14 protein-coding genes are annotated in these 13,070 nt (G+C 43.5%); 2 read left to right on the top strand and 12 right to left on the bottom strand.

Going from position 1 to position 13,070, the window contains the following annotated elements; all coding sequences use genetic code 11:
* Positions 1–72 precede the first annotated feature (72 nt).
* The 3 genes from eutC to eat all read right to left on the bottom strand — a co-directional run bounded on the left by eutC (position 73) and on the right by eat (position 3,665).
* A complete protein-coding gene (gene eutC / locus LEP1GSC192_RS09950) occupies positions 73–858 on the bottom strand; it encodes an ethanolamine ammonia-lyase subunit EutC (RefSeq protein WP_020769471.1) in 786 nt (261 codons plus the stop codon).
* On the bottom strand, positions 855–2,249 hold the full coding sequence (locus LEP1GSC192_RS09945; RefSeq protein WP_020769577.1) for an ethanolamine ammonia-lyase subunit EutB: 1,395 nt from the start codon (positions 2,247–2,249) through the stop codon (positions 855–857). Before LEP1GSC192_RS09945 ends, eutC begins: the two co-directional genes overlap by 4 nt.
* 105 nt (positions 2,250–2,354) lie before the next feature.
* Complete coding sequence (gene eat, locus LEP1GSC192_RS09940; RefSeq protein ID WP_036089542.1) at positions 2,355–3,665, bottom strand: ethanolamine permease; 1,311 nt, start codon at positions 3,663–3,665, stop codon at positions 2,355–2,357.
* A 187-nt stretch (positions 3,666–3,852) separates the two neighbouring features.
* On the opposite strand from eat, the gene ilvD reads away from it, so the two are divergent.
* Both ilvD and LEP1GSC192_RS09930 read left to right on the top strand, forming a co-directional pair.
* Positions 3,853–5,709 carry a dihydroxy-acid dehydratase gene (gene ilvD, locus LEP1GSC192_RS09935; RefSeq protein WP_036089538.1) on the top strand — a complete coding sequence of 619 codons (1,857 nt, stop codon included), beginning with the start codon at positions 3,853–3,855 and terminating at the stop codon, positions 5,707–5,709.
* Between the two features lie 99 nt (positions 5,710–5,808).
* Positions 5,809–6,420, top strand: coding sequence for a hypothetical protein (locus LEP1GSC192_RS09930; RefSeq protein ID WP_036089535.1), 612 nt, complete (start codon positions 5,809–5,811; stop codon positions 6,418–6,420).
* Positions 6,421–6,535: 115 nt separating this feature from the next.
* Here LEP1GSC192_RS09930 and LEP1GSC192_RS09925 read toward each other — a convergent pair whose 3' ends face one another.
* The 9 genes from LEP1GSC192_RS09925 to LEP1GSC192_RS09885 all read right to left on the bottom strand — a co-directional run bounded on the left by LEP1GSC192_RS09925 (position 6,536) and on the right by LEP1GSC192_RS09885 (position 12,919).
* A complete protein-coding gene (locus LEP1GSC192_RS09925; protein ID WP_020769864.1) occupies positions 6,536–8,206 on the bottom strand; it encodes an acyl-CoA dehydrogenase family protein in 1,671 nt (556 codons plus the stop codon).
* Positions 8,207–8,373: 167 nt separating this feature from the next.
* Positions 8,374–8,631, bottom strand: a complete 258-nt coding sequence (locus tag LEP1GSC192_RS09920; RefSeq protein WP_020769444.1) for a hypothetical protein — start codon at positions 8,629–8,631, stop codon at positions 8,374–8,376.
* A 12-nt stretch (positions 8,632–8,643) separates the two neighbouring features.
* Positions 8,644–9,663, bottom strand: a complete 1,020-nt coding sequence (gene mltG / locus LEP1GSC192_RS09915) for an endolytic transglycosylase MltG (RefSeq protein WP_020769732.1) — start codon at positions 9,661–9,663, stop codon at positions 8,644–8,646.
* Between the two features lie 52 nt (positions 9,664–9,715).
* Positions 9,716–10,261 (bottom strand): phosphoribosyl-AMP cyclohydrolase, encoded by a 546-nt coding sequence (locus LEP1GSC192_RS09910; protein ID WP_020769827.1) that lies wholly within the window; start codon positions 10,259–10,261, stop codon positions 9,716–9,718.
* Positions 10,262–10,349: 88 nt separating this feature from the next.
* Complete coding sequence (locus LEP1GSC192_RS09905; RefSeq protein WP_020769884.1) at positions 10,350–10,703, bottom strand: single-stranded DNA-binding protein; 354 nt, start codon at positions 10,701–10,703, stop codon at positions 10,350–10,352.
* A 165-nt stretch (positions 10,704–10,868) separates the two neighbouring features.
* The gene (locus LEP1GSC192_RS09900) at positions 10,869–11,171 is read right to left on the bottom strand and encodes a hypothetical protein (RefSeq protein WP_020769525.1); all 303 of its coding nucleotides are present in this window, start codon (positions 11,169–11,171) and stop codon (positions 10,869–10,871) included.
* Positions 11,156–11,713 carry an RNA polymerase sigma factor gene (locus LEP1GSC192_RS09895; RefSeq protein ID WP_020769749.1) on the bottom strand — a complete coding sequence of 186 codons (558 nt, stop codon included), beginning with the start codon at positions 11,711–11,713 and terminating at the stop codon, positions 11,156–11,158. The genes LEP1GSC192_RS09900 and LEP1GSC192_RS09895 overlap by 16 nt, the downstream gene beginning before the upstream one ends.
* Before the next feature lie 24 nt (positions 11,714–11,737).
* Positions 11,738–12,190: a Spy/CpxP family protein refolding chaperone gene (locus LEP1GSC192_RS09890; RefSeq protein WP_020769895.1), complete on the bottom strand. Its 453-nt coding sequence runs from the start codon at positions 12,188–12,190 to the stop codon at positions 11,738–11,740.
* 57 nt (positions 12,191–12,247) lie between these two features.
* The gene (locus tag LEP1GSC192_RS09885; protein ID WP_020769781.1) at positions 12,248–12,919 is read right to left on the bottom strand and encodes a response regulator; all 672 of its coding nucleotides are present in this window, start codon (positions 12,917–12,919) and stop codon (positions 12,248–12,250) included.
* Between the last annotated feature and the right edge of the window lie 151 nt (positions 12,920–13,070).

Here is a 13,070-nt window from a genome sequence, read left to right as displayed (position 1 = left end):
TTCGCCATCCTGGCTTCGCTCTCAGGCAAAAAATTCACTCTAAGCTACTTTAAAGTATTTCTGAAACAGATTTTATAAACTCAATCTATTTGAAACATTATCTTTGGAAGAAGCTTCCAAGAAATCAGGGATCATTTCGTCCTTTAGATCCACTCCTGAAATACCCCGTTTGAGAGATTCGGAAAGTAAATAAGCCGTTTTTAAGGATGCTTTGTAAAAATCTAAGCCGTCGGGTCGTATATTCGAAATACAATTTCGGCTTTCGTCTGTTTTGCCTAACTTAGGATCAAAGGTCAGATACATTCCTAAACTATCTGCGGAAGAAAGTCCCGGTCGTTCTCCTATCAGCAATACAACCGCTTTGGCCCCCAATATTTCTCCGATCTCGTCTCCGATGGCAACCCTTCCAAACTTTCCTAAAACGAACGGAGCGATCTTGTATTTTTGCTTGGATAAGATCGGCACCAAAACTTGTAAGAATGGTATCAAATTCGAATCGATAGCTCTCGCAGAAAGTCCGTCTATACCTATCAACGCAAGATCACAGTTTCCTTTTTTAGATTCTAATCTAGACCGGGAAGGTCCCGAGAGCCTACGGCCCAAATCCGGTCTCAGTAAATATTCTTCTCTGCTTTTTGCTAAACTTTCTACACCAATAGTCTCGATCCCTGATGGTTGGAAAATTTTTTCAAGGCCGATATGGATCGTATCAAAATCCGGTTCTTCTAAAACTGCGTCTCTTGCTCTTGCATGATCCAATCTGAATTTTAGAAGTTCAGAAGTAGGGATAGAACCTCCCGACCTTCCGATCCCAATCCTAGCGGAAGTTAAACTTTTCCAAAATTCTTTAGGATTCATCCGGCCTTATCCTCTAATATTTCTTCGAGTAAAAGTTTGCCTGGATTCTCCTTGGGCAAAAATTGTTTCGTTGTTTCGAATAACCCTTTCTCCAAAAGCCAAGATTCGAATTCAGGGGCCGGCCTCAGGCCGAAAAGTTGACGCAAATACAAAGCGTCATGAAAAGAAGTACTTTGGTAAGACAACATCACATCGTCCGCACCGGGAACCCCCATAATATAATTACATCCGGCGGCTCCAAGTAATGTAAGTAATGTATCCATATCATCCTGGTCCGCATCCGCATGATTGGTGTAACAAACATCCACACCCATAGGAAGACCTAAAAGTTTTCCACAAAAATGATCTTCTAATCCAGCCCTTAATATTTGTTTTCCGTTATATAGATATTCCGGTCCGATAAAACCTACCACAGTATTCACAAGTAAAGGATCGAATTTTTTTGCGACCGCATACGCTCTTGCCTCTAAGGTTTGTTGGTCTATACCAAAATGTGCTCCCGCAGACAATCCACTTCCCTGTCCCGTTTCGAAATACATTACGTTTTTTCCGATTGTACCTCTGTTCAGTTCCAAAGCCATCTGTCTAGATTCTTCCAAAATACTTAAATTCACCCCGAAACTTTTGTTCAAAGCTTCGCTTCCTCCGATGGATTGGAATACAAGATCGAGAGGAGCACCTTCTTCCATCGCTTTCATAGAAGTGGTCACATGACAGAGAACACAAGACTGGGTCGGTATAGAATATTTTTGAATGATAGAATCCAACATTTTCAAAAGTGCAATCACTGTCGGAACATTGTCCGTCGCCGGGTTGATACCGATCACTGCATCCCCGCTTCCCAAAAGGAGTCCGTCCAATATACTCGCAGCAATTCCTTTAGGATCGTCCGTGGGATGATTGGGTTGCAAACGTGCGGACAACCTTCCAGGAAGTCCTATCGTGTTTCGGAACTTGGTCACCACGGGAGATTTTTTAGAAACCAAGATCAGATCCTGGTTGGACATTAACTTGGAAACAGCGGCAGCCATCTCCGGAGTGATCCCGTCTCGGATCTGGGAAATCAGGTCCGAGTCCGTATTTTCCTTTAACAGAAAGTCGCGAAATTCTCCCACTGTTAAGGAAGAAATTTTAGAAAAAGCCGAACTATTATGCGATTCGAAAATGAGCCGAGTCACTTCGTCCGTTTCTCCAGGGATCAATTCTATATTCAAAAATTCTGATAAAGGCAGATCTGCCAAAGCCATTTGGGCGGCCACCCTTTCTTCCTGAGTGGAAGCTGCGATCCCTGCCAATTGGTCTCCCGAACGAAGCGGGCTCGCCTTCGCTAATAATGTTTTTAAGTCAGGAAATGTGTAAGACCTCCTACCAAGAACGGTTTTATAAGCCATATTGATTTCCTATTGTCTCATATAAGATCTTTGATCGGAATTTTTTCTTTTCTTGATCCGACTTACTCTAATTCCGAAAAATCCCAAATCAAGAAAATTGCCTTTTCATTTTCCAAAAATGGAAGACCTGGCCCAAACCAAGCCGCTTCCTAAGATCAAAATAAAGATCCCGAATAAGATTGGATGTTGCCAGGCAGACACGGCCAAGACGAGCGCAGATAGAACAAGGGCGATAGAAGGTAGGATTTTCCCTCCCGGAACCACAAACGGTCTTTCTCTATCCGGCTGACTTTTTCTGAGCACAAAAAAGCTGATCATGGAACAGAAATATAAGAGCAAGGCTCCGAATGCGGATAATGTGATCAGCTCGGATGTTTTACCTGTGCATAATGCTGCAATCCCGAATGCGGTATTTGCCAACAGTGCATTTGCAGGTGTTTTGAATTTAGGATGGATCTTACCGAAAAATTTAGGAAGAAAATCGGCCCTTCCAAATTCGAAACTGGCTCTTCCCCCCGCCAAAATGATCCCGTGAAAAGAAGCGATAAGTCCGAATAATCCGATGGTGATCAGAAGGTGAAATGCCCAACCGGACTCTCCGTATAATTTCCGTAATGCGAGAGGCAATGGATAATCGGAGGCGGCAGCTCCTTGTTCAGGATACACGATCATTTCCCATCCACCGACTCCAATGGAAGAAAAAAACACCAATCCGCAAAGTACAACCAAAGTGGCTAACGCAGATCCGAATCCGATCAAAATATTTTTTTGAGGATCTTTTGTTTCTTCTGCAACGTTTGCTACTCCTTCGATTGCAAGAAAGAACCAAACAGCAAACGGTAATGAGGACAAGGCACCTGTCCAACCGTTGGGCAATGGATTGGAGGAAAACTTATCCCAAGAAAAACTAGGAAGTGTAAGTCCTGAAAATAAAAGTAATTCGAAAACCGCTAATATAGTAATCCCGAATTCGAAGGAAGCCGCAAATTTTACTCCAAGTATATTCAAACTTGTAAATAGTAGGTAAGCAATAATCGCGATCCAGATCGGATCGATTCCAGACAAAAACAAGGAGAAGTAGGCGCCAATGGCGGCGGCAATCGCAGGGGGCGCAAATAAAAATTCGATCAACTGAGCGGTGCCTACCAGATAAGCCCAGGCATTTCCGAGAGCTTCTCTACCGTAGTCGAATGCTCCTCCCGCTTTGGGGATCATACATGCGAGTTCTGTGTAACTGAAAGAAAAACAAACATATAGCAGAATGATGAGTAAGGTGGCAATTCCTAAGCCCAAGGTCCCACCAACCGGTAGACCTAAGTTCCAACCGAAATACATGCCTGAAATTACGTATCCGACCCCCAAACCCCAAAGTAGCCAAGGCCCCAGGGTTCTACTGAATTCTTCTTTTGATTCCATTCTAGGTTTGATTAGCAAGAAATGTGCCTGCCCCCTCGGAGCTTTCTAACACGATGTAGGAGTTCCACCACTCGGGCGACTAGAGCACAATTTTATACTTACTATACGCGATTCGATCTCAAAACCAACTTAGTTTCTCCCTTAGGAAAAAACTCGACGTCTAAACTTACACCAGGGAGCATTCAATATGCCTCAGTTAAGATCCCGTACTTCCACCCATGGACGCAATATGGCCGGAGCCAGAGCTCTCTGGAGAGCCACCGGCATGAAAGAAGGTGATTTCGGAAAACCGATCATCGCAATTGCAAACTCATTCACTCAGTTCGTTCCGGGACATGTTCATTTAAAAGATCTAGGACAAATGGTCGCTAGAGAAGTGGAGAAGGCGGGAGCCGTCGCAAAAGAATTCAATACCATCGCAGTGGACGACGGTATAGCCATGGGGCATGGCGGAATGTTATACTCTTTGCCGAGCCGAGACCTGATCGCCGACTCGGTGGAATATATGGTCAACGCACATACTGCAGATGCACTTATTTGTATTTCCAACTGCGATAAGATCACACCCGGAATGCTTATGGCAGCGTTACGATTGAACATACCAACCGTTTTCGTATCCGGTGGACCCATGGAAGCCGGAAAAGTAAATTGGAATGGAGAGGTTCGAAAATTGGATTTGGTGGATGCAATGGTAGAAGCCGCCAACGAAAATGTTTCCGACGAACTTGTAGAGCAGATAGAACGTTCTGCTTGTCCGACTTGCGGATCTTGTTCCGGAATGTTCACAGCAAATTCGATGAACTGTCTTACCGAAGCATTAGGACTTTCTCTTCCTGGCAACGGTTCCACGTTAGCTACTCATGCGGACAGAAAACAACTCTTCTTAACCGCCGGACGATTGATCGTAGAACTTGCAAAAAGATATTATGAACAGGACGATGAATCCGTTCTTCCGAGAAACATCGCAACACACGAAGCCTTCCAAAATGCGATGAGTTTGGACGTAGCGATGGGAGGATCTACAAATACAGTACTCCATATTCTCGCGGCTGCAAACGAAGCAGGAATCAATTTCAAAATGCATGATATTGATCTTATTTCCAGAAGAGTTCCTTGCGTTTGTAAAGTAGCACCTGCCACGCAAAAATATCATATGGAAGACGTTCATAGAGCGGGTGGAGTCATCGGTATTCTTTCCGAGTTGGACAGAGCAGGCCTTATTCATAGAGATGTGCCTACGGTCCATTCAGAAACATTAGGAAAAGCTTTAGAAGAATGGGATATCGTTCGTCAGAAAGCAAACTCCAAGGCATACGCATTATTCTCCGCAGCACCGGGTGGAATTCCTACAACGGAAGCATTCTCCCAAGACAAACGTTGGCCTGAACTGGATCTAGATAGGGCTAACGGTTGTATTCGAGACGTAGAACACGCATACTCACAAGATGGAGGACTTGCTGTTCTTTACGGAAATATCGCACCCGAAGGTTGTATCGTTAAGACGGCGGGTGTTGACGAGTCCATCTGGAAATTCAAGGGCAAGGCCAGAGTGATGGAAAGCCAAGAAGAAGCTGTTGCTAAAATCCTCGGCAACGAGGTGGTAGAAGGTGACGTAGTAGTGATCCGATATGAAGGTCCAAAAGGCGGACCCGGTATGCAGGAAATGTTATATCCTACTTCTTATCTAAAATCCAAAGGTTTAGGAAAAGCTTGTGCCCTCCTAACGGACGGAAGATTTTCCGGAGGAACTTCCGGACTTTCTATCGGACATGTTTCCCCGGAAGCGGCAGCAGGCGGAGTCATCGGTCTTGTAGAAGAAGGGGATATTATCGAAATAGATATCCCGGATAGATCCATTCATTTAAGAGTGAGTGACGCAGAACTTTCCGACCGCAGAGATAGAATGAACGATAAAGGAAAGGAAGCTTGGAAACCTAAGTCCAGAAAGAGAACAGTTTCCGCAGCATTAAGAGCCTATGCCGCAATGACAACTTCTGCACATACGGGAGCTATCAGAGATGTTAGCCAGGTAGAACATCAATAATTTAATGAGACAGAAACTATTCCTAGAGTAAGGGAATTAAAAAATCGATGTCGAATAAAAAGACTGGAAACCGATCTTAAAAGAGAGTATCTTCTACTTATGTCGAAAATTGCCCTTACTCTCCCCTCTGTACAAACTCCCTCGGAACTCATGGATTTTCTCAAAAAGGAATCCGAAAATCCCAACTTCGATCTTTGGTTGGATCAATTATCTGAAAGGGCGAGATCCGGAGACAAACTGGTTTGGAGTTTTTTATACCAAGCGATCAGAGAGGCGGATTCAGGCAGATTGTCCTGGGGATTTCATAAAAGACTACTTTCCGGGATCTTTCATATGCTTTCTCGGATCGGAGACTCTCAGTCTTATCGATTATTTATCAATTACGTAAAGTCCTTGGACAGGACTATTCCGACCGGTGCCTTGGAGCTGATCGGAGATCTGATCCCTACATTCAAAGAAATTGATATAGATGAGATTATTTCCATCTCTTCTCTTAACGATCCGTTCAAATCCGCATTCGGGATCTACGCATTGGCACAAATCGTCCTGGAAGACAGGATTCCAGAGGAAAAGATAGAACAAGTAAAAGCTTTCTTAAGAGATTACCACAACCCCAACTATTATTTGGATCATCTGGTAGAAAGGACTCTTGAATTTTTGGAAAGAGATAATTCGGATATTCTCGCCTTCGTAGAACAACTCGCCAGTTAAGTTACTCGAGTACAGTTTGTTTGATTTCGCTCCGACGGATCGCTCAAAAGGTCCGCTCGAAAAAAAAAGGAAGTCTTTCGACTTCCTTTTTTTATTTCACGTTTTAAGAAGGAATTTAAGCCGAATATTGGTCCATTAGGGATTTTGCAATTACCCTAAGAGCCATTACTTCTTCCGCACCTTCAAAGATGGAGAATACACGGGCATCCACGAAATAACGAGAAACTGCATATTCTTCCGCGTATCCCATTCCTCCGTGGATCTGCATTGCTTCTCTTGTCACCCATTCAGCAACTTTAGAAGCATAGAACTTGATGAGAGTCGCTTCCATTTGACCTTCGTGGTTGTCCAAAAGTTTTGCTACAGTGTTCGTGAACTGGCGAGACGCTTGAACGATCATCGCCATACGAGCGATCTTATATTTAGTCAGGTTATAATCGAAGATAGGTTTTTGGAATACTTGTCTTTCTTGTGCGTAACGAAGACCTGCTTCTAAGGCAGCTTGCATCACACCGTTTGCACGAGCCGCGGTCTGGATCCTTCCTCCGGCAAAACCTTCCATTTGGAAATAGAATCCTTTTCCTCTGCCTGCTTCTCCTCCGATCAGGTTCTCTTCCGGAACAAAATAGTCCTCGAAAGAGACTTCGAAAGAGTGCATACCGCGGTAACCGATGGTTCCAATTGCTTTACCGGAAATTCTTCCGCCGCCATCTTGTTTATAATCGAATTCGTGACCGGTGAAACTTGGCTTCTCCGCAAGAACGATAGAAAGACCTTTATGTTTCAACTCAGGATCCGTCTCTGTTCTTACAAGGATAAGAAGAAGGTTCGCATATCCCGCAAAAGTACACCAGGTCTTAACGCCATTGATCGACCAACCTCCGTCCACTTTTTTAGCGGTTACGGAAACTCCGGCAACGTCCGAACCGTAGTTAGGTTCGGTCACCATGATACCGCCCATCTTCTCTCCGGAAGCGATTAGTGGAAGCCACTTCTCTTTTTGAGCGTCTGTTCCACCTTTTAATAACGCTTTAGAAAGGATTTCAGGACGAGTGATGAGAGATCCTGCGATCCCCAAAGATCCTCTGGAAAGTTCTTCGGTTACGACTAGCATGGAGATATTGTCCGGCTTGTCGTTCGGTTGTAATCCACCGTAAGTTTCAGGAATACAAAGACCGAAACATCCCATGTCTCTTAAACCTTGGATGATCTCTTCCGGAACGATATCGTCGTGACGGTGAACGTGTTCCGCTTTAGGAGCCACTACTTCTTCTGCGAACTGTTTGAAAGTTTGGCGGAACATTTCATGGTCTTCGCTCAGACCGTACGCTCCGAAACTTCCGGTAGAAGCGATCAGGTCGGCAATATGATTATAATTTTCGATCGCACTGGATTCTTCTAAGAACTTGTTAGTGGAGTCGTCGAATAATTTGGAAACCAGTTCTTGGGTGGAAATTCCGTATTCGGAAGCTCTGGAACTGAACTCGGTGCGGATATGGGAAACAACTTCCGCAGCGAAAACTTGCGCCATTAATTTTTCCAGCTCGCCGGTCCCGAGAGAATCGTTCCAAGCGTACTCGATAAAGTTTTCCGCGATCTTTTGCTCGGAAGTCAACCAAGCGATTTGGTATTGTACGAATTGGTTTTGGTCCATCTTGGAAACGGAAACTTTTCCATTGGAGCTACATTTAGCCGCTAAGGCCTTGGTTACTTGTTCGATTATAGCTGAAGACTTGCTTAAAGCCTGTTTTGCCGCCGAAGAGTCCGTCGGAGCTTTCGTTGCCATCATTTGTTCCTACCAATTATTTGGGAATATTACTCAAAATACTATAACCTGGGGCCGTTTCGGCCTGTCATTTAAGTTTTTGAACCCAAGTCTCGGGAAGAAATGAGACAGAATGTCCGGTGGAAGGTCGCTTCTTCTGTCCAATGAAGCCTGTAGGAGTTCCTATATCAACCTTCCATATTGCGGACTAGAGAAGATCTGATCTTCAATAGATTGTTCCGGATCCTTCTCTTTTGGTCCTCTGTCAGAAGTATCTCTTTTCGTTCCGCCCTACCCAAAACCAAACTCGCTTTTTCCACGAACTCGATGGCCGCGTCACTGGCAGATTCCCTCTTTTGTTGTTTTTCCTTAAAAAGATCCAAAGATCTTTGGACCTCTTTTAATTGTTCTGCGACCGAAACGATTTCTTCTACAGGGGAACTCATGATTGCACTCCTCTATTCGTAAAGAACATCGATGTACTTTTTCTTAGCTTCGGCATGTTCTTTAAAACTTTTAGAGAAGTAATGGAACCCGTCCGGTTTTAATAAGAAGAAGAGATACTCGGTCTTGGTAGGCATAAGCGCCGCTTCCAAAGACGGTTGTCCCGGATTAGAAATAGGACCGGGCGGATATCCTTTGTTCATATACGTATTATAAGGAGAAATAATCTTCAGATCCTTTTCGAAAATGCGAGGATGAGGTTTATCAAAAAGGTACTGGATCGTCGCACAAGACTCCAAAGGAATATCCTGTTTGAGACGATTTAAGAAAACACCCGCCATTAAAGGTCTTTCTTCATTTTTTTTGGCTTCTCTTTCTACAACTGAAGCCAGGACCACGATCTCATGTAATTTTTTAGGATCCAATTCTTTAGCGCCTGGGATCTTTTCCAATCGTACGTAAAATCTTTTGATCATCATTCTGACGATCTTATCCACCGGAAAATTCACCGGCACGCTGTACGTTTCCGGGAACAGATAACCTTCCGCATTATTTGCGGGAATTTTGAATTCTCTCAATAGTTCCGTTCTGGAAGCTGCATTCAAAAAGTCCGCTCTGGTTTTAATTAAATTTTTCTTAACTAATAAGTCCCCGATCTGGCGGTTATTATAACCTTCCGGGATCGTGAAAGTTACGAGTTTTACTTTTCCTTCCGTGATCACTTGGAGGATCTTACGCGCATCCATCCCGTCGTTGATCTCATACAGACCTGCTTTGATCTTGCCTGCGGACCTCGTCGCTTTAATTAGAAAAAGGAAATATTTGGAAGACTTTAAAAGTCCGTTCTTGGAAAGATTTTCCGTAACTTCTACCGGAGAGTCTCCAGGTTCAACGATGATGTCCACCTTTACCTGGCCTGCGCCAACCGCTCCCCCTTTGATCTCATCCACAACAAAGAAGGCGACAATCCCTGAAAGGACAAGTATTCCTAATAAAACAACGGATCTTCTCACGAATGTATTTTTAAAAATCATAACCGCATCTGCCTCGTATTTCTATCGGCGAATATTCCTATTTACGGAACCTCTACTTCCCCAAAAAAGGGATCTCCGGAGCTAAGTTTTTGTTCCCGCTTCTATCCTGCTCTCTGAAAAAACAGGAATAGTATCCTTCGTGACAGGCTGCACCTTCCTGTTTTACTTCGTACACGACAAAACTTCCGTCTTTAGGTGCGAGGATCCTTCTCAGTTTTTGGATATGTCCGGAAGTATCGCCCTTTCTCCAAAGCCGGTTTCTGGATCTGCTAAAATAGATTCCCATGGATTCTTTTTGGCTGAGTTCTAAACTTTCTAAAGTGGAGAATGCCTGCATCAAAACAAGACCCTTCTCATCCTTGGTGATCACCGGAATCAAACCATCCGAGAATTTGAGGTCGTCGAAATTCTCGATCTCCATCAATTCCTTTTCCGAAAAATTAGGATGAAAAATTAGTATCGTATCTTCGTCGCAGTCTATATAAGTTTTCACGTTAGTCGGAAGGTCGCGGCGGAGAAGGTCCCATTCTTCTTGGGTCATTCTTCTCAATGCCGAAATTTTTCCGGGTTGTCCCCCGGCCCAAATGATAGTAAGCATCCTTTTCCTACATAAACCAAGGACCGACCAGAACCGTCAAGAAAGGTGAGACCTTGGAAATCCTCCCAAGGCCTCGCCCAGGAGGGTATTACGCCGCTTCTTTTTCTTTTCTATCTCCGAAACTGTCGAATCGGACCTCGTCCGCTATTACTTTGACCTTGGAACGGGATTGGCCTTCCTGATTTTTCCATCGATCCTGTTTTAAATGCCCGATTACCGTTACCTTTTTTCCTTTTTTAAGATACTCGGAACAATTTTCGGCGAGTCTTTCCCAGACCTCCACATCCACGTACGAGACTTCGGATTCTTCTCCTTCCGTTCTTTTGTAGTTATGATTAACCGCCACAGTAAAATTTGTGACCGACTTTCCTGCTTGGGTCCTCTTTAATTCCGGATCAACGGTTAAAAAACCGTCCAGAACTGTGAGTGATAGATTTTTCATAAACATTTTCCTCCTGGGGGAATATAGGAGCTACGTGTAGTAGAATGTTCATTAAGTTTGCAATTTTTTCGAAATTACCGAAGTATCTATCGGAATTTTTATTCCGCAGTGTTCGCACTCCTATTAGGAAAGAATGACGGGCCCAAATACTCGGGCCCGACCTTTTTATTCTTCCAGAGTGGAGAGGTAAGATTCACCTTCCAAAATAGAAGAGACACCAAGATAGTATTCATCTTCCGAGTTGAATTGTCCGGAAAAAGTATACCATCCGATAGAAATGCCTAAGAGGAGAGCAGCCGCTGCCGCCAATACATTTCTAATCGGGAATCGAACCAGCTTTTTAGAACTTTCTTCCTTTATGTATCTGTCGATCACACATGAAGCTAAATTTTTGGACCAGTTCGGATCCGATTTTCTTTTTTCGATCTCTTCCTTCATTGGTAGACAATCTTTTAATATTTTCCCCATACTTCTCCTCCTTCTCTTTTTTCGGAGTTCTGCATTCTTCGCAACATTTCCTTCCCTCTAGCCGCCCTGGATTTTACGGTTCCGGCAGGAACTCCTAGAGCTTCGGCGATCTCTTTTTCGGAATATCCGGAAAGATAATATTGGATCACACTTCTATACGCTTCCGGTAGATTGCCGATCCAAAGTTTTGCTTTTTCCCATGTAGGAAGATTTTCTCTATCCTCACGTTGTTCTCTTTCAAAAACGAAACTTCTGGAATCTTCTTCCGATCTTTTTCCGGCCTTCTCCGCCTTGGTCTCTTCTCTTATCAGATTTTCATTCATCCGAATGGACTCGTTCCGAGCGATAGTGTACAACCAAGTTGTCAACTTAGAGTCTCCTCTGAATTGACCTTTTTGTAATGCCTTATAGGCGCGAAGATATGTTTCCTGTGCGACATCGTCTATCGCGTATGCAAATCGTTCATACAAGTAACGGGAGATCGCCGCTAAGACGATCTCCCTGGTTTCCTCTACGAAGCGGGAAAATTCTGCCTCTCCCATTTTACCTCCGAAGAACTTTGGAAATTAATCCTCGTCTTCCTTATCGAATTTACTTTGGAACTTAAGGATTAGATCCGCCAGTTTCCCTCTTTGTTCGGGGGTTAATACCGCGTGGAATTCCACTGCCTTTTTGGTAAAAAATACTCTAAGAGCTGCTATCTTTTTCTCTCTTTCTTCGCCCAGTTTGTTCCATTTTTCAGGATTCAATTTGTCTGCACGAAGTTCTTCTACTGCTTCCTTAGGGAAGAAGTGTCCGCCCAATTTAAGCTCTTTCCGTTTTGCAAGCACGTCCTCTTTAATTTTATCCAAGGCCGCAGCTTGTGTATCCGTTAAATCCAGTTCGGATTTAAGTTTTTTGACGATATAATTGGCCCTTTTTTCATGAGACATCCATTTATGATGGCAACCCTGAGTTAGTAGGGCGGTCGTCCCCAACACCAACAAAATCGCGGTTATTTTCGAAATTTTGCGAAACATTCATTTCTCCTCTTTATACAACTGGGACCGGGAGCTAAAAAGCCGGTTCCAAAAAAATTAAGAAGAAAGTATGAGAATATCTTCTTCCTTGATCTCGTATTTGGAGGCCAGGCGGGTAATGAGAGAACTCAGTATTTCCTGAGACTTTTTGTGGTAATAGAATTCTTCGCCTACTTCGATAAAAAATTTTCGGACTCCCGGGAGTTCTTTCAGGATGAAAGCGATCTCTTGAGCGATTTTCTCGGCATTTTTTTGGAAAGGACAACCGAGCAATTTTACTCCGATCCCATAAGAAACATTTTGAGTCCTTTCAATGGAGAATGGGTATTTTTTTTTGTCCACGATCATTTTCTCGGGGATCTTGAGAACTGAGACGATCTTTTGCAAAAGTTTTTCCGGATCGAAAGGTTTGAGAATATATCCCACAAGTTGTTTGCTATGAGCCGCAGCTACCACATCTTCTTTTTCATTACTCGCAGTCAGAAAGATGATCGGAGTATTTTTATTCAGATCAGGGATCTTGCTTACGAGACGAACACCGGAAAGTACGGGCATCATATTATCCAAAAGGACCAAATCATATTTCGTTTTTCTTAATTTAAGTTCCGCAGCCATTCCGTCCACGACATGGTCCACTTCGAAGTTGAACCTTTCTAAAAAATGAATGAGTAACTCGGCAGAAGTCTCGTTATCTTCCGCAAATAAAATTTTAAAGAAAGGTTGGATCATAAATCTGACATTTTTCCTTAATGAGCCCGCCGGGACCTCCGAATGGGCCGACTTAAAACTTTTATTTTGCGTAAATTATCCGTTTTTATAATGTTTAAGTCGACGATAAAATTTTGACGGATTTGGGGGAAAAATAAAAAAACGGGACCCC

Source organism: Leptospira sp. B5-022, assembly GCF_000347035.1.
In the GTDB taxonomy this organism is placed as follows: Bacteria; Spirochaetota; Leptospiria; order Leptospirales; family Leptospiraceae; genus Leptospira_B; species Leptospira_B cinconiae.
Note: the sequence above shows the minus strand (reverse complement) of the source record. Positions and strands in the feature narration are given on the sequence as shown.